The organism is Streptomyces sp. YIM 130001 (assembly GCF_003574445.1).
GTDB lineage: Bacteria > Actinomycetota > Actinomycetes > Streptomycetales > Streptomycetaceae > Streptomyces.
This window is the reverse complement of record NZ_KZ984562.1, coordinates 1-20234: the sequence shown is the minus strand read 5'-3', so window position 1 is coordinate 20234 and position 20234 is coordinate 1. Positions and strand designations below refer to the sequence as shown.

The 20234-nt window shown below is 71.8% G+C and carries 22 protein-coding genes; 16 read left to right on the top strand and 6 right to left on the bottom strand.

The window, feature by feature from the left end; translation table 11 throughout:
- Positions 1-45: 45 nt before the first annotated feature.
- Both DSC45_RS24680 and DSC45_RS24675 read right to left on the bottom strand, forming a co-directional pair.
- Positions 46-1152, bottom strand: coding sequence for a sensor histidine kinase (locus DSC45_RS24680; RefSeq protein WP_119294135.1), 1107 nt, complete (start codon positions 1150-1152; stop codon positions 46-48).
- 2 nt (positions 1153-1154) lie between these two features.
- On the bottom strand, positions 1155-1925 hold the full coding sequence (locus DSC45_RS24675; protein WP_119294134.1) for a response regulator transcription factor: 771 nt from the start codon (positions 1923-1925) through the stop codon (positions 1155-1157).
- Between the two features lie 114 nt (positions 1926-2039).
- Here DSC45_RS24675 and DSC45_RS24670 point away from each other — a divergent pair, with 114 nt between their 5' ends.
- From DSC45_RS24670 to DSC45_RS24660, 3 genes are read left to right on the top strand one after another with little or no spacing between them, the layout of a single operon-like run.
- A complete protein-coding gene (locus DSC45_RS24670) occupies positions 2040-2768 on the top strand; it encodes a glycosyltransferase family 2 protein (protein WP_162929344.1) in 729 nt (242 codons plus the stop codon).
- Entirely contained in the window at positions 2765-3382 is a 618-nt protein-coding gene (locus tag DSC45_RS24665) for a TIGR04282 family arsenosugar biosynthesis glycosyltransferase (protein ID WP_119294133.1), read from the top strand. Before DSC45_RS24670 ends, DSC45_RS24665 begins: the two co-directional genes overlap by 4 nt.
- Positions 3379-4170 (top strand): class I SAM-dependent methyltransferase, encoded by a 792-nt coding sequence (locus DSC45_RS24660; RefSeq protein ID WP_119294132.1) that lies wholly within the window; start codon positions 3379-3381, stop codon positions 4168-4170. The genes DSC45_RS24665 and DSC45_RS24660 overlap by 4 nt, the downstream gene beginning before the upstream one ends.
- Before the next feature lie 471 nt (positions 4171-4641).
- On the opposite strand, the gene DSC45_RS24650 is transcribed toward DSC45_RS24660, so the two are convergent.
- On the bottom strand, positions 4642-6018 hold the full coding sequence (locus tag DSC45_RS24650) for a molybdopterin-dependent oxidoreductase (protein ID WP_119294131.1): 1377 nt from the start codon (positions 6016-6018) through the stop codon (positions 4642-4644).
- Positions 6019-6281: 263 nt separating this feature from the next.
- Between DSC45_RS24650 and DSC45_RS24645 the strand changes: the two genes are divergently transcribed.
- Entirely contained in the window at positions 6282-7634 is a 1353-nt protein-coding gene (locus DSC45_RS24645; RefSeq protein ID WP_119294299.1) for a hypothetical protein, read from the top strand.
- Between the two features lie 7 nt (positions 7635-7641).
- On the opposite strand, the gene DSC45_RS24640 is transcribed toward DSC45_RS24645, so the two are convergent.
- Complete coding sequence (locus DSC45_RS24640; protein ID WP_240434843.1) at positions 7642-8844, bottom strand: MFS transporter; 1203 nt, start codon at positions 8842-8844, stop codon at positions 7642-7644.
- 435 nt (positions 8845-9279) lie between these two features.
- Between DSC45_RS24640 and DSC45_RS24635 the strand changes: the two genes are divergently transcribed.
- From DSC45_RS24635 to DSC45_RS24610, 6 genes are read left to right on the top strand one after another with little or no spacing between them, the layout of a single operon-like run.
- Complete coding sequence (locus DSC45_RS24635; protein WP_119294298.1) at positions 9280-10056, top strand: Rossmann-like domain-containing protein; 777 nt, start codon at positions 9280-9282, stop codon at positions 10054-10056.
- A complete protein-coding gene (locus tag DSC45_RS24630) occupies positions 10053-11144 on the top strand; it encodes a GHMP family kinase ATP-binding protein (RefSeq protein ID WP_119294129.1) in 1092 nt (363 codons plus the stop codon). The genes DSC45_RS24635 and DSC45_RS24630 overlap by 4 nt, the downstream gene beginning before the upstream one ends.
- On the top strand, positions 11065-12084 hold the full coding sequence (locus tag DSC45_RS24625) for a pyridoxal-phosphate dependent enzyme (protein WP_119294128.1): 1020 nt from the start codon (positions 11065-11067) through the stop codon (positions 12082-12084). Before DSC45_RS24630 ends, DSC45_RS24625 begins: the two co-directional genes overlap by 80 nt.
- A 17-nt stretch (positions 12085-12101) precedes the next feature.
- A complete protein-coding gene (locus tag DSC45_RS24620) occupies positions 12102-13232 on the top strand; it encodes a FecCD family ABC transporter permease (protein WP_119294127.1) in 1131 nt (376 codons plus the stop codon).
- A 1-nt stretch (position 13233) separates the two neighbouring features.
- Entirely contained in the window at positions 13234-14010 is a 777-nt protein-coding gene (locus DSC45_RS24615; RefSeq protein WP_119294126.1) for an ABC transporter ATP-binding protein, read from the top strand.
- Positions 14011-14061: 51 nt separating this feature from the next.
- On the top strand, positions 14062-15084 hold the full coding sequence (locus DSC45_RS24610) for an ABC transporter substrate-binding protein (protein ID WP_119294125.1): 1023 nt from the start codon (positions 14062-14064) through the stop codon (positions 15082-15084).
- Between the two features lie 249 nt (positions 15085-15333).
- Here DSC45_RS24610 and DSC45_RS24605 read toward each other — a convergent pair whose 3' ends face one another.
- On the bottom strand, positions 15334-15630 hold the full coding sequence (locus DSC45_RS24605) for a hypothetical protein (RefSeq protein WP_240434826.1): 297 nt from the start codon (positions 15628-15630) through the stop codon (positions 15334-15336).
- 250 nt (positions 15631-15880) lie between these two features.
- On the opposite strand from DSC45_RS24605, the gene DSC45_RS24600 reads away from it, so the two are divergent.
- Positions 15881-16345 (top strand): VOC family protein, encoded by a 465-nt coding sequence (locus DSC45_RS24600; RefSeq protein ID WP_119294124.1) that lies wholly within the window; start codon positions 15881-15883, stop codon positions 16343-16345.
- Between the two features lie 25 nt (positions 16346-16370).
- On the opposite strand, the gene DSC45_RS24595 is transcribed toward DSC45_RS24600, so the two are convergent.
- Positions 16371-16655 carry a putative quinol monooxygenase gene (locus DSC45_RS24595; protein ID WP_119294123.1) on the bottom strand — a complete coding sequence of 95 codons (285 nt, stop codon included), beginning with the start codon at positions 16653-16655 and terminating at the stop codon, positions 16371-16373.
- A gap of 171 nt (positions 16656-16826) precedes the next feature.
- Here DSC45_RS24595 and DSC45_RS24590 point away from each other — a divergent pair, with 171 nt between their 5' ends.
- The 5 genes from DSC45_RS24590 to DSC45_RS24565 all read left to right on the top strand — a co-directional run bounded on the left by DSC45_RS24590 (position 16827) and on the right by DSC45_RS24565 (position 20142).
- The gene (locus DSC45_RS24590; protein WP_205571420.1) at positions 16827-17516 is read left to right on the top strand and encodes a nucleoside/nucleotide kinase family protein; all 690 of its coding nucleotides are present in this window, start codon (positions 16827-16829) and stop codon (positions 17514-17516) included.
- A 211-nt stretch (positions 17517-17727) separates the two neighbouring features.
- Positions 17728-18618 carry a helix-turn-helix domain-containing protein gene (locus tag DSC45_RS24580; protein ID WP_240434825.1) on the top strand — a complete coding sequence of 297 codons (891 nt, stop codon included), beginning with the start codon at positions 17728-17730 and terminating at the stop codon, positions 18616-18618.
- On the top strand, positions 18575-18700 hold the full coding sequence (locus tag DSC45_RS36565; protein WP_240434824.1) for a DUF397 domain-containing protein: 126 nt from the start codon (positions 18575-18577) through the stop codon (positions 18698-18700). Before DSC45_RS24580 ends, DSC45_RS36565 begins: the two co-directional genes overlap by 44 nt.
- Before the next feature lie 33 nt (positions 18701-18733).
- Entirely contained in the window at positions 18734-18940 is a 207-nt protein-coding gene (locus tag DSC45_RS24570; RefSeq protein ID WP_119294120.1) for a DUF397 domain-containing protein, read from the top strand.
- Positions 18941-19233: 293 nt separating this feature from the next.
- The gene (locus DSC45_RS24565; RefSeq protein ID WP_119294119.1) at positions 19234-20142 is read left to right on the top strand and encodes a hypothetical protein; all 909 of its coding nucleotides are present in this window, start codon (positions 19234-19236) and stop codon (positions 20140-20142) included.
- Positions 20143-20234: the final 92 nt, after the last annotated feature.

Genomic DNA, 20234 nt, shown 5'->3' with positions numbered 1-20234 from the left:
TGAGCCAAGTCCCGGTCGGCGGGGTCCGCCTCCGCCGATGGCGGCTCAGCCCGTGGGCAGCGTGACCTCGAAGCGGCAGCCTCCGGGGATGTTGCGCACGGTGGCCATGCCCCGGTGGGCCTCCACGATCCCGCGGACGATGGCGAGGCCGAGGCCCGCGCCCGCCGGTGGCGTACGGGCATGGGTGCCGCGCCAGCCGGTGTCGAAGACCCGGGGCAGGTCCTCCTCGGGAATGCCGCCGCAGCCGTCCGTCACGGACACGACGACGCCTTCGGGCGAGCGTTCGGCCGTGACGGCGACGGTGCCGTCGGCCGGGGTGCGCCGGATCGCGTTCACCAGCAGATTGCCGAGGACCCGGCTCATCTCCCGGCCGTCCACCTCGACCGGCACCTGGTCGATGCGGTCGCCGACGAGCCGTACGCCGTGCTGGCGGGCCAGCGGATCGGCTCCCGCGAGAGCATCTCCGACCAGGTCGTAGACCGAGATCCGGGAGCGGGTGAGTTCGAGGGCGCCGGCGTGGATGCGGGAGAGCTCGAACAAGTCGCCGACCATGCCGTTGAGGCGCTCGACCTCGGTGCGGATCTGGCGCAGATAGCGGTTCGGGTCGGTGGCCACCCCGTCCTCGACCGCCTCCGCCATGGCGCGCAGGCCGGCCAGCGGGGTGCGCAGGTCGTGCGAGATCCAGGCGACGAGTTCGCGCCGGGAGGACTCCAGTGCGCGCTCGCGTTCGCGCGAGACCGCGAGTTTCGCGCTGGTGGCCGCCAACTCGTCGCTGAGCGCGGTGAGTTCTGCGGTGGCGGGACGGTCGGGGGCCGCGTAGTCGCCGTCCTCACCGAAGGAGCGGGCGGCGTTCTGCAGGGCGCGGCTGCGGGCGACGACCCAGCGGCCGAGCAGCAGCGCGGTCGCGAACGAGACGACCGCGGCCATCGCGACGACGGTGGTGACCACGGACAGGTCGTGCGGGGACAGGAACATCGCCCAGGCCACGGCCAGCGTGCCCGCGAGCATCGCGGCCACCGCGACGGCGGCCACCACGGCGAGCGAGGCGGTGAGCGAACGCCGGCGCAGCAGCCACAGCGCGACCGCGCCGAGCACTCCGGCCGCCGCCGCGCCGAGGAAGGCGAAGAACGCGATCAGCAGGGTGTCCGACACGGTCAACTCCCTCCGGATTCGGCGGACATACCGCTGCTTCCCGCGTCGCCGTCCGGATCGAAGCGGTAGCCGACGCCCCACACCGTCTGGATCAGCCTGGGCACGGCCGGATCGTCCTCGACCTTGCCGCGCAGCCGCCGGACGTGGACGGTGACCGTGGAGAGGTCACCGAAGTCCCAGCCCCACACCTCGCGCATCAGCTCCTCGCGCGCGTACGCACGTCCCGGATTCCGCAGGAAGAACGCCAGCAGGTCGAACTCCCGGAGTGTCAGGGCGAGTTCGTCGCCGTGCTTGGTGGCACGGCGGGCCGCGGGGTCGACGGTCAGGCCGGCCGAACTGACGGGCGCGGCGGCTCCCGGCCGACTCGCGGGGCGGGCCCGCCTGAGTACCGACTCGACCCGCAGGACCAGCTCGCGAGGGCTGAAGGGCTTGGTGACGTAGTCGTCGGCGCCCACCTCGAGGCCCTCGATACGGTCGCCCTCGTCGCCCCTGGCGGTGAGCATGATGACCGGCACCGGACCGCGCGCGTGTATCCGCCGGCACACCTCGAGGCCGTCCATGCCCGGGAGCATCAGGTCGAGCACCACCAGGTCGGGCCAGTGCGCCGCGGCGCCGGCGAGCGCCGCCGGACCGTCCGCAGCCCGGTCCACCGTGTATCCGGCCCGGTGGAGGTACCCGGCCACGACCTCGGCGACGGTGGGGTCGTCATCGACGACCAGCACCCGGCGCCCCTCCGCGTTCGCCTCGGCGGCGGGTTCCTGTGATTGCTCCATGACGCCAGCCTCGCACCGCGCCGCCGTACGTGTCGGCCGCCGGACCCCGGTGACGGGCGACGTCCGCGTTTCGTAAGGAGCGACGGCCCGATATGCCCTTTTCGCGCTCGTAGGGTGAAAGCCGTGACGACCTCTCCCGACCGACCCGACGCCGACGCCACGCCCCCTGCGGACGTCGACGTCGTCCTCCCCTGCCTCGACGAAGCCGAGGCCCTGCCCTGGGTGCTGGACCGCATCCCCGCCGGCTGGCGCGCCCTCGTCGTCGACAACGGCTCGACCGACGGCTCCGCCGGCATCGCACGGGAGCTCGGCGCGACCGTGGTCCACGAGTCGCGCCGCGGATTCGGCGCCGCCTGCCACGCGGGACTCGAAGCCGCCACGGCGGACATCGTGTGCTTCTGCGACTGCGACGCATCTCTCGATCCCGGCCAACTCGTCCCGTTCGTCAGGGAAGTGGCCGCAGGAGGGGCCGATCTCGTACTCGGCAGACGCCGTCCGGAGACCTGGCGCGCCTGGCCCGCGCACGCCCGGGCGGGCAATCTCGTACTCGCCCGGATGGTGCGCCGCCGCACCGGCCTGCGCCTGCACGATCTCGGCCCGCTGCGCGCCGCACGCCGTGAACCCCTGCTCTCCCTCGGCCTCACCGACCGCCGCAGCGGCTATCCGCTGCAGATGGTGGTGCGCGCCGCCGACGCGGGCTGGCGCGTGGACGAGTACGACGTGCCGTACCTGCCGCGCACCGGCGCCTCCAAGGTCACCGGCACCTGGCGGGGCACCGTGCGCGCGGTGCGGGACATGAGCCGCGTCCTGGCCGAGCCACCCAGCGAAGGAGCCGCCCGGTGACCACCCTGATCGTCATCGCCAAGGAACCGCGCCCCGGCCGGGTGAAGACCCGGCTCACCCCGCCGTTCACACCCACCGAGGCGGCCTCGCTCGCCGAGGCGTCGCTCGCCGACACCCTGGACGCGGTCGCGTCGACGCCCGCACAGCGCAGGACGCTGGTACTGGCCGGGGAACCCGGCCCGTGGCTGCCGCCCGGTTTCGAGGTGACGGCCCAGTGTCCGGGCGGTCTGGACGAACGGCTCGCCGCCGCGTTCGCCGCCTGCGACGGCCCGGCCCTGCTCATCGGCATGGACACCCCGCAGGTCACCCCGCAGCTCCTCACCGTGGACTTCGACGGTTGCGACGCGTACTTCGGACCGGCCGAGGACGGCGGCTTCTGGGCCCTGGGCCTCGCCGAGCCCGACCCCGCACTGCTGCGCGGCATCCCGATGTCGACCCCGACCACCGGCGCGCTGCAGCGTGAACGGCTCGTCACCGCCGGTCTGCGCGTACGCGATCTGCCTCCGCTCCGGGACGTGGACACGGCGGCCGACGCGGCGGCGGTCGCGAAGGCCGCGCCGCACAGCCGGTTCGCGGCCCGCCTCGCCGAGCTGCGAACGGTGGCGAGGCGATGAGCACCGCATCCCGCCCCACCACCGAAAGGACCTGGTCGGCGGACCCGTACGCCGACGCACTGCGCGCCGGCCGGGGTCCGCTCTTCCTGCGCCGCCGGGACGGCTGGCTGCTGCCCCTGGAGGTGGAGCGGTGGTGCTCCCGCGCCGACGCGGTCGACCGGGAGGTGCTGCGGCGGTGCGAGGGCACGGTGCTCGACGTGGGGTGCGGCCCGGGACGGATCGTGCTCGAACTCGGCGCACTCGGACGGCCCGTGCTCGGTGTCGACGTCAGCGAGGCCGCCGTCGCCCGCACGGTGCGGCTGGGCGGTCAGGCCGTGCAGCGTTCGGTCTTCGCACCACTGCCCGGCGAGGGACGCTGGGGCACGGTGCTGCTCCTGGACGGCAATCTCGGCATCGGCGGCGACCCGCGCGCCCTGCTCCGCCGGGCATCCGAACTGCTCGCCCCCGGCGGTCTGTTGATCGCCGAGACGGTCCCGGACGACGTGGACGAACGCGCCGAGGTACGCCTCGTCCGCGCCCTCGTCGCCCCGCACCCCGACCCGGACGGCGCCGGGCGCGCCGATGGCACCACGTTCCCGTGGGCCCGGCTCGGCACCCCGGCGCTGCTGCGGCACGCCGGCTCGCTCGGCTGGCGCACCGCGGGTCAGTGGACGACGGGCGGGCGCTCCTTCGCCGCCCTGCGCAGCCGCACCAGCATGAGCAGCCCGGAGCCGCCGAACAGCAGGCCCGTGATCAGCAGCCAGCGCCCGAGGAACCCCTCCGGCGGCATGCCGGTCGCCGACTCGTAGCGGTCCGCGACCCTCCCGCTGATCATCGGGAACCACACGAGCAGCAGCAGCCCGGACAGCACGGCCGGCACCCGCACCCAGTTCGTCCACTCGCGCCGGCCGATCGCGCCGTACGCCCGGACGACGGCCCGGTCCGCGAGCGCGTACAGCGGCACCAGCACCAGGTCGTGCACGAGGGCCGCGCCCACGAACCAGAGTGCGACGCCGAACCAGTCGTCTTCGAGCAGCCGTACGCCCGCATAGCCGGCGAGCGTGAACGAGCAGACCAGGACGAGGAGTTGGAACGGACTGCCGATGCGCTGGGCCAGCCTGCCCAGCAGATCCTGACGATTCATCACAATTCTCCGAACCTCGCCGTGACGGGGCCGGACTCCGGTCGTCACGGGTTTGGGAAGGGCAGTCGGTCACCGACCGCCGGAGGGGGCGGGCCCGGGAGACTCAAAGTCCCCTACTGCCAGCGGTATTTGAGCGTCACAGGTCCTCGAAGGTCAGGCGGGACACCCATTTGGTGTTGAGCACCCCGGGAGCGGCGGGCACGATGACGCGGGCCGGGGCGCCGTGGTCGGCGGTCAGCGGCTCGCCGTTGACGTCGAGAGCCAACAGGGCGCGTGGGTCCCGTACTTGGTTGGCCCGCAGCCCGGCCGTACGGAACGAACCGCTGCGCTGCAGCGACTCCACCAGTACGTCGGGCGCCTCGTCGGCGTGGTGGCCGACGAGTGCCGCCAGGTCCCGCAGCCGGACCCCGCGCCACCGCTGGTCGGACGTCGACCAGCCCTCCACGCAGGCGATGGGCAGCTCGGCACTGTGCTGCGGCATTCGACGCAACTGCGCCTGTGCGAGCCGTACCGTCCCGCCGGGCCCGGTCACCGTCAGGCGCCATGCCTCCTCGCTGGTCTCCGTGGCGGTGATGCCGCGGGAGGCCGCCGTCTTGTTGACCTGGAAACCAGCGCCCCCGCCGTCCGGTTCGGCGCCACCGTGCGGGGCCAGTACGGCGGTGGCCCGCAGTGGACCGTCGAAGCTGCGGCCTGCGGTCGTCGCGAGCAGCAGCAGCGATCCGCCGCCGACCAGGAGAAGCGCCCCACGCCGCGTCGTACTCGGCTCCTCGGGTTCGGGGGCCACGAGAGACGGCTCGTCGCCGGGGCCCGGCGGCCGGGACTCGCCCGCAGGGCCCGGACCGTATGCGGACTTCGATGCGTCGGCGGACTTCGGTGCGTCGGCGGCCTCCGCAGGCGTATCCGGTACGTCGGCGGCCTCCGTCCCCGTATCCGGTCCACCGGCTCCCGCCTCGCGGCGCTCGCGCAGATACCGGAAGGCCATCGGCGCCCGCAGCACCACATGCGCCACGAATGCCGCGATGAACACCCAGGCCCCGTAGAGGTGCAGCGGATAGAAGGAGCCCGGAAAGAGGTAGTCCAACTGGACGTTGAGCACGCCGGTCACGAACTCGAAGAGCGCACCGCCCACGAGCAGGAGTACCGAGAGCCGCTCGAGCGCGTGCGTGAGCGAGCGCGCGGGCGGCATCTGGAACAGCCGCGGCACCACGGACCACAGCTTGGCGAGCAGTACGGGGATCAGCGCGACGCCCAGCGTGACGTGCACCCCCTGAGTGAGGCGGTACAGCCACGACGGGTCGGTCGGCCAGTCGAAGAGGAAGAAGCCGAGCAGCCCCTTGCCGGGGGTCTTGTCGTTCACCGCGGTGAGGTCCGGGTTGTATGCCGCGTACGACAGCATGCCCGTCACGAACAGCACGGTGATCCCGGCGAGCAGCACCACTCCGAGCAGTGCCGTGAACCGGGGCCCGCGCAGCGGACTGCGCCAGAAGCCGGGCGAGAGAGGGGTCCGAGCCATACTCCGACGGTAGGTCCGCGGCACCCCCCGCAGGACGGTACGACCCATGACGAAACTCTGACGTCCGCGCCGGTCGGACCGGTTGTGGCCGCTGCCCGATCTAGCGTTCTCGTGTGACCCCCGCTCCCCGCAGCCCCGCCCCGCGCACCGGCGCCGGCGCCGGCGACCCGCACGATCCGTCCGACCCGTCCGATCCGTCCGACCCGTCCGACCCGTCCGACCCGGACAGCGTCACCCCTCGCGACGGCGGCGGCCGCCGTGATCTGTACGCCGCGGCCGCCGGCGCGCTCCTGTTCCTGGCCGCCGCCCTGACCGGTGTCTGGATCAAGAGCGACGAGGACGTCCTGCGGGTGCACTTTCCGCCCCTGTACGCCCACTGGCTGCCGCACCTCGGCCCCGGTACCCCGGCCGCGCTGATCGTCGCCGCGGCCACGGTGGCATACGGCCCGTCCCTCGCCGCCCGCCTCCCCTGGCACCGGCTGCTCTGGGCCTCCTGGGCCGGCTCGGCGGCGTGGATCTTCTCGCTCGCCCTGATCGACGGCTGGCACCGGGGTATCGCCCGCCGGCTGACCACCAAGTACGAATACCTGCAGGTCATCGACCGCTTCAACGACATCCCCGGCACCTTGCGCGGTTTCACCGGCCACATCCTGGTGGGCTCCCCCGACCATTGGCCGGCGCACGTGGCCGGGCACCCTCCGGCGGCGCCCCTGACCTTCGTACTCCTCGACCGGATCGGCCTGGGCGGCGGAGCATGGGCCGGCGTCTGGTGCATCACGGTCGGAGCCGCCGCGTGCGCCGCCGTACTGGTGACCGTGCGGGCCGTGGCCGGCGAAGGGCATGCGCGACGGGCGGCGCCGTTCCTGGTGCTCGCGCCGGCCGCCGTGTGGATGGGCGCCTCGGCGGACGGCTACTTCACGGCGGTCGCGGCCTGGGCCGTGGCGCTGTTCGCGCTCGCCGGGACGGCACGTACGCCGTCCCGGCGCCGGGCCGCGGCGCTCGGCTCAGGACTGCTGTTCGGTCTGACCTGCTATCTCTCCTACGGACTCACCCTGTTCGCCCTGATCGGGGCGGGCGTACTGCTCCTCGTGCGCCCGAAGGCACGCGATCTCGCCTCCTGGCTCCCTTGCTGGATCGCCGGGTTCGCGGTCTTCCCGCTGCTGTTCACCCTGAGCGGCTTCAACTGGTGGGAGGCGTACCACCTGTTGGTGGAGCGCTACTACCAGGGCGCGGCCGGCATCCGTCCGTACGGCTACTGGGTATGGGCGAACCTCGCGTGCACGGTGCTCCTCGTGGGGCTCGCGACGGTCGCGGGCCTGCGGCGAGCAGGAGGTGTGCTGCTCACGCGACTGCCCCGACGGCTCCGGGAACGACAACTCAGGGACCGACGACCGGACTTCACCCTCCGTCTCGTGCTGCTCGTGGCGGCCGCCGCACTGGCGCTGCTCGCGGCCGACCTCTCGGGCATGAGCAAGGCGGAGACCGAGCGGATCTGGCTGCCGTTCGCGATCTGGCTCCTGCCGGCCTGCGCCCTCCTGCCCCGCCCACGGACATGGCTCGCGGCCCAGGCCACGGTGGCCGTCCTCGTCAACCACCTTCTGCTGACCGGCTGGTGACGGACCCTCAGCTGTCTGTTCCCTTGGCCGCTGCCGGTTTGGCGGAGCCTCCTCCGGAGAAATGCCGCGCCGTGGGCGTGAGCGCCGCGAGCGCCGGGGCGAGGAAGCACGCCGCCGCGCAGGCCGCCAGGACCGGGCGCGGCCCGAAGCTGTCGATCGCCGGGGCGATCAGGGCGAGGCCCACCGGGGCCAGACCGTACGAGAGCAGGAAGTCGAGCGACGAGACACGGGCCAGCTTGTCCGGGGCGACCTCGCGCTGAATCGCCGTGAACCAGGGGACGTTGAAGAGTTCGATGCCGAGACCGGCGACCGCGTAGGCCGCCACGATCACGGCCGGATGCACCGGCAGCAGCAGGCTCAGCGGCGCGAATCCGTACACCGCGAGCCCGGCCAGCGCCGACCAGCCCTGCGACCGCGGCCGCACCCGGGCGATGATCAGCGCGCCGCCGAGCGCGCCCAGGGTGTACGCGGTGGTGGCCGCGGCGAGCACCACCCCGCTGTCGTAGCGGTCGTGGCTGATCAGCGGCAGCGCGACGCCGGTCGCCGAGTAGCCGGTGGCGATCACCGAGGTGAGAGCGGCCAGTCCCGCCACGAACCAGGGATGCCGTCGCGCCTCCCGGACGCCTTCGGCGAACTCGGCGCGGATGGAGGCCCGTTGAGGCGCTTCGCCCGCATGGGCCGTACCTGTGCCGGGGCCGGGGACGAAGGCCGCCGCCAGCCACACGATCCCGATGCCGATGAGCAGCGCACGCACGTCGAGGACGACCGCGAGCAGTGCGGACAGGGACGGCCCGAGGAGCGTGGTCACCCGGACGGCGAGGGTCATCGCGGCGTTGGCCTGCTGGCGCCGGTCGGCGTCGACCACCTCGGCGGTCAGTGCCTGGAAGGCGGGCCGGCAGGCACCCTGACCACCACCGGCGACCAGCGCCGCCGCGGCCATCAAAGGCAGCGAACGGTCGAGCCCCGCGGCCAGCACAGGCGCCGCCACAGCCGCCGCGAGTCCCGACCAGCGGACGACCGTGCGGCGCGAGTGCCGGTCGGCCAGCACGCCGCCCACCGCCACGGCCAGCAGGAATCCCGCGGTACGGGCGGCCAGGACCAGGCCGAGGCCGGACGCGGAGAGGGTGCCCTCGAGCACGGCGAGCCCCAGCACGAAGGGCAACGCCCAGGTGGCGAGGCCGGACGCGGTCGTACCGGTCCACAGGCGCAGGAAGGCGGGGTCGAGCAGCACGGAGCGGGGCGGTGGCGGGTCGTCGAGGGGCGTCTGCGGAGGTGACGCGGTCACGGTTGGGGGCTCCTGTCGGTCGGCCGGCGTATGAGATTTCGAGGTCGCGGGCGAGGCGCACGACGTGAGCGGCACATGGCACAACATGCCTGTACACAGCCGGTATTCAGGGTGGATGCCGGGTCTGTCGGCAGCCACCCTGACGCGGGGCACGCAGCGACCCGGGGTAGCTTATCGAAAACGATTGTCGTTACAGTACCCCTGGCTCGGTCGCCGTCCGACAGGCACCCGGGCATCCGCCGCCACCTGCCCTCCCTGAAGACACTCACCCCGCCCGCAAGGAGCACCCCCTTGGAACGGACCGCCCCGCCGGACACCCCACCGCTCGCCGTCGACACCGAGGCGGTCTTCCGCTCCGCACTGTCCGGCCGACCAGGCACCCCACCAGCCGAGTTGACCGCGACGAGTGTGTTCTGGGTGCACCACGGCACACGCCTCGCGGGCGGTGACGTGACGTACCTCAACCAGTACGTGCTCGTCCGGGTCGGCGGATCGTTCGGCGCCTGCGCGTTCGAGGCGGGCGAGATCGGGCCCGAGCTGTGCCGCGACGCCTCGGGCAGCCGCCTCGACGAACTGCTGCGCGAGGGCCCGAGGCCGCTGCGGATCGCGGCCCTCGACGCCTACCTTTCCGAACTGCGCCCCCACCGGCAGCACCCGGGCGCCGAAGCCGTGACCCTGCCGGCGGGACCGCCGGAGGTACGGGCCGTGGCCAGGGACACCGCCATCGCGGGGCTGCTCGACATCCCGCGCGGCGCGAAGGTCGGCCTGATCGGCGTGGTCAACCCGCTGATCGCGGCGATCCGGGAGCGCGGCGGGGAGCCGCTGCCCTGCGACTTCAACCTGCGGACGACACAGTGGGGCGACGCGGTCACCGACGACATGCACCAGGTGCTCGACACCGCCGACGCCGTGGTCGCCACCGGGATGACCCTCGGCAACGGCAGCTTCGACACCGTCCTGACGCGCTGCCGCGAACGCGGCGTCCCGCTCGTCGTGTACGCGCAGTCCGGGGCCGCCGTGGCCCGCGAGTTCCTGGCCGACGGGGTGACCGCGCTGTCGGCGGAGCCCTTCCCGTTCTCGCAGTTCAGCGCGGATCCCACGCCGCTGTACCGGTACCGGGCCGAGGTCCGCTCGTGACGAACCTGCCCCACGCGGACGCCTCCACCGTGACCGGCACCGGCACCGGCACCGGCCACGCACCCTGCCACCACGGTGAGATCCTCCAGGGCGTCTTCCGGGACGCGCGAGGGCGGCCCTGCCCCGGTCTGGTGACGCTGCCGATGAGCGAGCCGGGCAGCTCGGCCGAGTTCGCGCCCGACCCGGGCCGTACGCCGGCCGACGTGGACGTGCGGCCCGCCGATCGCGCGAAGGCACTGCGGGCAGCCTCGCTCACCCTGGAGGCACTGTCTGCCACCGACCCCGAACTACCAGTGTCCGGAGGCCTGTTGACGATCCGGTCGGGTATTCCGCTCGGGCTCGGGATGGGCAGTTCCACCAGTGATGTCATCGCGTCCGTGCGGGCTGTGGCGGACGCGTTCGGCCACCGGCTCGCACCGCCCGCGATCGCCCGGCTCGCGGTCCGCGCCGAGTTGGCCTGCGACCCGCTGATGCACGACCGGCGCCCGCAGCTGTTCGCCCAGCGGGAGGGGCAGGTCCTCGAAGTGTTCGGCGAGGCGCTGCCGCCCGTGGTCGTGGTCGGCTGCGCACTCGGCGGCGGAGCCCCGGTCGACACCCTGTCGCTCCCCGAACCCCGCTACGACCGTACCGACGTACGGCACTTCGAGCGACTGCGCCGTCAACTGCGCCGGGCGGTCGCACACCGCAGCCCCGCCCTGCTCGGCGCGGTGGCGACCGCGAGCGCCCGCATCGGCCAACAGCGCTTGCACCACAGCGAGTTCAGCACCCTCACCCGTATCGCCGGGCGCCACGGCGCGCTCGGCGTGCAGATCGCCCACAGCGGCTCCGTCGCGGGCGTACTCCTCGACCCGCACGCATCCTCCTTCCGCACCCAACTCCACGCATGCACAAAGGACTTGAAACACGAGGGCCTGCCCGTCACCCGCGTCTTCACCCCACCGACCGCAACGGAGCACACCGCGCCATCGCCGTCCGCCCCGTCGCCGCTCACCCCCGAGGAGTCCCCGCATGGATCAGCACATCGCGCAGGCCGTCGGCCGGCCGGACCTGATACGCCTCGACGACCGCCTCGTGTGCCTGCGCTTTGAGACCATGAAGGTCGTCTCCGCACTCGCCGCCGTCGAGCACCTCCTCGACACCGGTGCCGTACGCCCCGGCGACACTCTCCTCGACAGCTCCAGCGGCATCTACGCCTACGCCCTCGCGCTCGCCTGCCACCGGCACGGCATGCACTGCCACATCGTCGGCTCCACCACCGTCGACCACTCACTCCGCACTCAACTGGCCGTACTGGGCGCGACGTTCGAACAGATGGAACCCAGCAGCGACCTCGGGCTCGACCAGAAGCGCCGTGTCGCGCGCATCCGCGAGATCCTCGCCGAACACCCCGAGTACCACTGGATGCGCCAGTACCACGACGCCATCCACTACCTCGGCTACCGGGCCGTCGCCCGACGCGTCCACGAGGAGACCGGCACCGCCCCGCTCACCCTGGTCGGCGGTGTGGGATCCGGCGCCTCCACCGGCGCCCTCGCCGAGGGACTGCGGACAGGCGGCGCGGATGTGCGCCTGGCCGGAGTGCAGCCGTACGGGAGCCTCACCTTCGGCAGCGAGCAGGTCGCCGACCCGGAGATCATCATCGCCGGGATCGGCAGCTCCATCCCGTTCGGGAACGTCCACCACGACCTCTACGACACCGTGCACTGGCTGGCCTTCGAGGCCGCACTCGCGGGCAGCGTCGACCTGCTGCGCCGGCACGCCGTCTTCGCCGGACTGTCCACGGGCGCCGCCTATCTCGCCGCCCGCTGGGAACGCGGCCTCGACCCCGAACGCACCACCGTCTTCATCGCCGCCGACACCGGACACCGGTACGTGGACAGCGTCTTCGCCCGCCACCGCGAGGCCGCACCGATCGACGGCCTCGCCCCGCTCACCGTCACCTCGCAGTCCCAACTCGCCCTGCCCTGGTGCCGGATGGACTGGAACCACTCCCCCGCCCCGGCCTCCGCCACGGTCGCGGCCGGGTGACCGAAAGGCCCTCCGCCATGTCACCTCCCGTCACCGCGGCGCCGAAGACGGCCCCCGGGTCCGACGCGCCCCCGCCACCGGCAGCCGGCCCCCTCCGGCATCGGTTCACCTCACCCGCGCGCCTGGTCGCGCTGTGCGCCGCACTCGCCGTACTGCTCCTGCTGTCCGTCGTGGCGGCCATCGGACTCGGGGCCGCCACCGTCGCGCCGGGGGACACCGTCCGGTACCTGTGGGCCGCGCTGAGCGGCGGCGAGATCGGGGCGGACGAGCTCACCACGTACCGCATCGTGTGGGAGATCCGCACACCGCGCGTGCTGCTCGCCGCGCTGGTCGGGGCAGGCCTGAGCGCGGTCGGGGTGGCCGTGCAGGCGATGGTGCGCAACGCGCTCGCCGACCCGTTCGTGCTCGGCGTCTCCTCCGGGGCCTCGGTCGGCGCGGTCCTCGTCACGGTGACCGGCGGGCTGGCCGCGCTCGGCATCCACGCGGTGTCGGCGGGAGCGTTCCTGGGGGCGCTCGCGGCATCGGTCCTGGTGTACGCGGCCTCGGCGGGGCGGGGCGGTGCGCTGGCGCCGCTACGGCTCGTACTGACCGGTGTGGCCCTGTCGTTCGGCTTCCAGGCGGTGATGAGCGTCATCGTCTACTTCGCTCCCGACGGCGAGGCGACCAGCACGATCCTGCACTGGACGCTCGGCGGCTTCGGCGCCGCGACCTGGGGCGCGCTGCCGCTGGTGACGATCGTGGTGGTACTCGGAGTCGTCCTCCTGCACCGCTCGAGCCGCGCACTCGACCTGCTCGCGCTCGGCGACGAGACGGCGACCAGTCTGGGCATCGGGCCCGACCGGTACCGGCGCGGGCTGCTCGTCCTGGTCTCCCTGGTGACCGGCGTGATGGTCGCGGTGAGCGGGGCGATCGCCTTCGTCGGCCTGATCCTGCCGCACCTGGTGCGGATGGTCGTCGGGGCGACGCACTCCCGGGTACTGGCCGTCGCGCCACTCGCCGGGGCGGTGTTCATGGTGTGGGTCGACCTGGTGGCGCGCACCCTCGCGGCTCCGCGCGAGCTGCCGCTCGGGGTGATCACCGCGCTGGTCGGTGTCCCGGTGTTCATCGGCCTGATGCGACGCAAGTCCTATGTGTTCGGGGGCCGTTGAGATGGAACTGCGACTCCACGGCCTCACCGTCGTCACGGACGGCCGGGCCCTCGTACGCGACTTGTCCCTCGACGTGCCGAGCGGCGGTGTCGTCGGCCTGGTCGGCCCCAACGGCAGCGGCAAATCGACCGCGCTTCGGTGCGTGTACCGAGCGCTGCGGCCGAGTTCCGGCACGGTCCGGGTGGACGGTGACGACCTGCTCGGCCTGCCGCTGCGCCGCAGCGCACAACTCATCGCCGCCATGACCCAGGACGGCGCCGTGGACCTGGACTTCACCGTCGAGGAGGTGGTGGCGCTCGGCCGCGCACCGCACCTGCGCGGCAACGCGGCACTCGGCCCGCGCGAACGCGCATTGTGCGAGGCCACCATGGACCGCCTCGGCATCCGCCACCTCGCCACGCGCGGGGTGCTGTCCCTCTCCGGTGGCGAACGTCAACGGGTGCTACTGGCGCGGGCGTTGACCCAGGAGCCGCACATCCTGGTCCTCGACGAGCCGACCAACCACCTGGACGTACGCCACCAGGTGGAGCTCCTCTCCTTCCTGCGCGGCGCCGACTTCACCGTCCTCGTCGTCCTGCACGACCTCAACCTGGCTGCCGCCGCCTGCGACCGCATCGGCGTCCTCTCCGAGGGCCGGCTCGTCGCCTCCGGCTCACCGAAGGACGTCCTCACCACGGACCTCGTCCGAGAGGTGTTCGGGGTGGAGGCGGAGGTGGTCACGCATCCGGGGTCGGGGGACCCACAACTTCTCTACTCCCTTGTTCCGCCCGCCAGTTGAGACCTCTCTCCCCGCCACCTCGTCCTCGTTCACGAAAGGCACATCCCGCCCATGTCCAGATCCACCCTGCCGTTCCGCCGCCGCCCCTCCCTCGCCTGCGCAGCCCTCTCCTCCGCCCTGCTCCTGAGCGGGTGCGGGGCGTCGGTGGACTCCGGCGACGGGAAGGACGAGGCGGCGTCCGCCCGCAAGACCACCGTCCAACGCTGCGGCGAGAAGGTCGAGTACACGACACCGAAACGGGCCGTGGCCTACGAGGGCGGCAGCGCCGACAAGTTGTTCTCCCTCGGCCTCACCGACCGCGTGCACGGCTACGTCATGCCGCCCGCGAACCCTCCCGTATCCGAATCCCCGTGGGCCGAGGAGTACAAGAAGGTCAAGAAGTTGAGCGACGACCTGCTCAACAAGGAGATCGTCGTCGACGCCAAGTCCGACTTCGTCGTGGCGGGCTGGAACTCCGGTTTCAGCGACCAGCGCGGCATCACCCCGGAGATCCTCGACCGCCTCGGCGTCCAGAGCTTCATGCACACCGAATCCTGCTACAACTACCCCAAGTACCCCGAGAAGAAGGCCCCGTTCGACGGCCTCTACGCCGACCTGGACCGCCTCGGCCAGATCTTCGGTGTCGAGAAGCGAGCCGACCGAGTCGTGGGCGACCTGCGCGACCGCGTCCGCGCCGTCGAGGCGAAGGCCGACAAGACCCAGGACCTGCCCGTCTTCCTCTACGACTCCGGCACCGACAAGCCGTTCACCGCCGGCAGCCAGGTCCCGCCCAACGACATCATCAAGTCCGCCGGCGCCCGCAACATCTTCGCCGGACTCGACGAACGCTGGACCGAGGTGAGTTGGGAGGCCGTCGCCAAGGCCGAACCGGAGGTCATCATGATCCTCGACTACGGCGACCAGCCCGCCGGCAAGAAGATCGACTTCCTGAAGAAGTCTCCCCACACGAAGCACCTCCCTGCCGTCGAGAAGAACCAGTTCTTCATCCTCGACTACAACGAGGGCATCAGCGGGCCCCGCAACATCGACGGCCTGGAATCCTTCGCCACGTACCTGCAGAAGGTGAAGCGCTGAACGAGGCCCACCGCCGGTACCGGTCGGGATGCGCCGGGCGTCCCGGCTCGTGCCGACGCCTCGCCCCTGGCCCCTCCCCCCCTCGCCACGAAGCTTGGTCCGCTGGGAGCGGGGCGCTTTAGACGCGTTCCGCCCCTTTTGGGAGCGCGCCGAGAACCGGACCGTAAGGCGGCAAGGTCTCATCGCAGTCAGCGACGGCTGTCGGCGACCGTCAAAGTAGTTGCGGTCCGGGGACGTCCTCGGCCGGCGTCAGTGTCGGGTCAACCGGTGCAAGGCGTCGATTACGGGCGGCGCGAGCCTGTGCGGGTGGTCGGGGTCGTGCATCAGCATCAGATGGTCCACTGCCGGCAGTGTCACCCGGCCCGGTCGCCCGGTATGCGCGTGGCGCAGGGCGGTCGTCAGGGCGTTCGTTGTGGCACAAGGGACCTGGGCGTCGTTCGTGCCGCACGTCAGCAGCACCTTGGTTCCCGGTCGGAGTGCGGCGGCGACCTCCGGTGGGTAGACGGCGTCATCGCTTTCGACGAACCGGGCGACGTCGCCGGGCATCGCGAAAGCTCACGCCAGGCGGGAATCGCCGAGAGGCCGGCAGCATCGGCGCCCCGCCGATAAGTGCAGCGAGGTCGCGCTGCCCCGGCGAACGTATGCAGTCAGAGCACTGGTTGTTCAGCTTGCCTTCTTCGACTTCGAGGTTGGCTGATGTCGTTGACTTCAAGTTTGGCCAACGTCGTTGACTTCAAGTTTGGTTGAACTTCTAGCTTGTGGTCATCGGCAGGAATCATCCGAGGAGGCACTTCCCATGGCCACGCACACCGTTCCCGAGACCTACCGCAACGCCGCCGTCGCCCACGTCATGGTCGACGGCGCCGCAGGCGCGATCGGCTTCTACGCCGAGGCGTTCGGGGCCGAGGAGTTGTTCCGTATCGACGGCCCGGACGGGCGGGTTCTGCACGCCGAGGTCAGCGTGCAGGGGTCCACCGTCATGCTCGGCGACGCCGAAGGCCCGCTCTTCAGCGCACCCACCACCATCGGCAGCACGACCGTAGGGCTGCACGTCTTCGTCGAGGATGTCGACGGTCTCGCCGACCGGGCCGTCGCCGCCGGGGCAGAACTGCTCCAGCCGCCCGCCGACCAGTTCCACGGGGACCGTACGGCCATGCTGCGGGACCCGTACGGGCACGTCTGGGTCTTCCTCACGCGCGTGGAGGAGCTGACGGCGGCGGAGGTGGTCCGCCGGGCCCAGGAGCTCGTTCGGGGAGCGTGAACCGCCGAGTCCGCATGAACTGCGGCTACGCGGCCTCGACTCCGGAGATCCGGTACTTGCTCACCTCCGCGTCGCGGATCCGGGCCGCCTGCTCGGCGTCCGGGCCCGCACCGCGGAAGCGGGCGAGATCCTCGTCGGTCTCCCAGCGTTCGTAGACGTTGATACGGCCCGGGTCGTTGAGGTCGGGCGACAGGGCGAAGTCCAGGCATCCGGCGGCAGTTCGGGCCTGCTCGACGACCGCCTCGCATCCCGTCAGATACGCCTCGCGGTCGTCGGCGTCCACCCACAGTTTTCCGGCGATGATGATCACGTTGCTCCTCACGTCGCGCCCGCTCGTGGAGACGTTGGTGCGTGTCAGCGCGTCTCTCGTCCGGACGCCTGAGTAAGAGACCGCGGCCGAGCACAGGAATCATCGGTCGTCGTCGAGCTGTCCCTGGATGAGGCCGGTGAGGTGTCCGCCCCTGAATGCGAGACTGCCGTCATGGTCATGCGTCTGATCTCGGTCATCGGCAGCAGCCCGGGCGTCGGCAAGTCGACGCTGTGCCGGGCGGTGGCCCAGTGGCTCGCCGGTACCGGCGCAGCTGTCGATCACTTCGAGGAGGCCGACATCCTCACGCGGCCGGCGTTCCGGCCCGTGGCCGAGGAGTTCGCCGGTGGGGCCACCGACGTCCGGCCCGCGACCCTGGTCGAGTGCACTCGCGCCTACGTCGCGGAGTCACTCGCGGCCGGCAAGGACTACCTGGTGACGGACGCCCTGCTGCCCTTCGTCCCGTCCCTCGTCGCATGGGGACACGACGAGGAAGCCCTCACCCAGGTCATGGACGACCTGACCGGCGCCGTCGCGCCGGCCGACGTCACGGTGGTCTACGTCCACGACGACCCGGAGACGGCGCTACGGCGCGCGGTCGAGCGGGAAGGCGACGCCTGGGAGGACTGGTACGTAACGAAACTCGCCGGCTCCCCCGGCACCCGTTCCGTACACGACCTCACTTCCGCCGCCACACACCTGCGCTACGAGACCGCCCTGACCCGCCGCCTGCTGGCGCGGACCGGGTGGGACGTACTGAACGTGGACACCGGAACGCTCGATGCGCGGGCAGCACTCGCTCACGTCCGGTCCCAACTGGCAGGGGTGTCGGGCCTGTCGGGGCGGGCGCGGTCTTCCCGGTAGCCGCTCTCTGCCGGACGTCGTCGCCGTGCCTCAGCTTGGCGTCGACCCGGCGCCGGATGGCCCGATCACTGGTGGATCGCTGCGGTGAGGCGCCCCACTGCGGCATGGGCGGGTGGACCCCAGGTGGCCTTGCCTCCAGCGAGACCGTGTCTGCCTGCCCGGCCGATGAGGATGCCGGTGAAGGCGCGCAGCACCGCTGTTCGGAGCGCGCGTGCGCCGGCTCCGCAAAGCCGCCGGACTGACCCAGGCCGAACTCGGCCGCCTCACACACGTGGTGAGCACCCGCATCACCCAGATCGAGCGGGCATCGGGAGCCAAACCGACCCTGGAACTGGCCCGCGCGCTGGACGCCGCCCTGGAAGCGGACCAGTTACTCGTCGAGCTGTGGCCGTATGTGTACCGGGAGGCGTTCCCGGACTGGTCGCGGGCGTTCATGGCGCATTCGGAGAGGGCGGTGGGGGTCAACCAGTACGCGGCGCACGTGGTGCCGGGTTTGTTGCAGACGGAGGGCTATGCACGAGCGGTACTCAGCATGGACGCCATGCTCGATGGCCAAGGCCAACTAGAAGAACGCGTCGCAGCACGATTGCGACGGCAGGACCGGCTCGGCTCGCCTGAACGGCCAGAGCTGTGGGCAATCCTGGATGAGGCCGTCCTTCAGCGCCCGATCGGTGGATTGGCCGTCTTCCACGACCAGTTGGCCCAACTACTCGATGCAGCGACGGAACGGCACATCACCGTGCAGGTGTTGCCGTTCGAAGCAGGTGGCCACGAAGCGATGGGCGGCTCGTTGACGATGCTTGCGCTCCCGGACGGCTCGGAAGTCGCCTATACGGAAGGGGCGGACTACGGGCATCTCATTGAGGATCCGCCCAATGTCCTTCGATACAAAGTGATTTACGATCGCCTGAGGGCAGCAGCCCTGCCCCCGACCATGTCTCTCGACATGATCCGGTCCGCGATGGAGGGCGATTACCGTGCTGCGAAAGGTCCATCCCGATCTGAACGCCGCCGCTTGGCGCAAGAGCAGCTACAGCAACCAGGCGGGCGGAGACTGCGTGGAAGTAGCCGACGGCATCCCCGGCCTCGTCCCCGTCCGTGACAGCAAAGTCCAGCGCGGCGACGTGGTCGTTTTCACTGCCGTCGCCTGGTCCAGGTTCATCAGCGACGCCAAGTCCTCGTAGGGACAGCCTGATCCGCGACGTAAGGCCACGACGATGGAGCGAACGACCCTTCCTGAACCAAGGGCCACCACCTGGCGCAAGAGCAGCTACAGCAACCAGGCGGGCGGAGACTGCGTAGAGGTAGCCGACGGCCTCCCCCATCTCATCCCCGTCCGTGACAGCAAGGTGCCCCATGGCGCCGAGTTGACGTTTGGGCGCGGTGCGTGGAGTGCGTTCATCAGTGCAGTAAGGCGTCGGTGAGCACCGGGGCCCGGTGCGCCAAGACCCGGTAATACGCCGGGATTTGAGGGTGCCGGGTCCCGGCCGGCCTCGTCCCGGTGGGCCACGGACCTCCCCGAAGAACTTGGGAAAGAACTACCCGCCCACCCACCCTCCCGGCCTGCGCCACCCGTTCGAGTGACCCACTTGCCGCAGCCGGATGCATAGGGTTACGTTCGCGGCAGCAACACCCGACAACCGCACATAGTTCGGCCCCCGCCGGGACTGGCATCCCGAACGAGGGCCTGACCTCTCAGGAAGAAAACCGCTTCCCGATGGCTGAAACGCAGTCTAACGCGCGCCTGCGCGCCCCCGACGGAGCTCCCTCGTCCGGCGTGATCCACGTCAGGACCCGCCTCACGTCCGACTTCACCGTGATCTCCAACGCCCTTCTGCAGCGCGGCGGCAGCGCGGTCACGATCGGCGTCGCGGCGTACATCCTCTCCCTGCCGGACGGCTCCCCCGTCAGCATCCGCGCCCTGTGCGCCCACTTCACCGAGGGCGAGATCCTGATCTCCCGGGCCCTCAGGGAACTGGAAACGGCCGGCTATCTGGAACGCCGCCGCGAACGGACTGCGATGGGCAACGTCCGCACCCGGACCTTCTTCCACACCGACCCCGGAGCCGACGCCGAGCCGCCGGGCCCGGAGCCGAAGCCGACTCACCACCCCGAACCACCGCGCCCCCGCCGCGTACGGGCGCAGCACTCGACGCCCGTACCTGCGCAAACACCCGCGCCCGCAACCGCGCCTGAGCCCGCGCCGGTACCCACTCAGGCGCCGCACCCCGAGCCCGCACCCCCGGCCCTCCCCACGCCCGACCCCGAGGCCATCGCCGTACTCGCAAGCCTCCGCCGCACCGACCCCCGGCTGATCCTCTCCGCGCCGGAGGCGGCCAGGCTCGCCCCGGCCGTCACTCAGTGGCTCGCGGCAGGCGTCCAGGCGGCCCGTATCGCCGAGTTACTCACCACCCGGCTGCCCGCCACCTTCGTCGCCCGCCCGGCCGCGATCCTCGCCTTCCGCCTCCGCGAAACCCCACTCCCGGCGCCTCCGGCCGACCACCCCACGACCACCGTCCCCCTGCAGAACTGCGACAACTGCGACCGAGCCTTCCGCTCCCCCACTCCGGGCCCCTGCCGCGACTGCCGCAGAGACCAGCCCCACCACGCCGCCGCTGCGGCCTGAGCTGTGGCGGGTGTACTCAACACGCGGGCCAGGGACACCCAAGCCGGGCTACGTCGGCAGCCCCCGACCTCGGAGTGGGCCCTGCCGAAGGT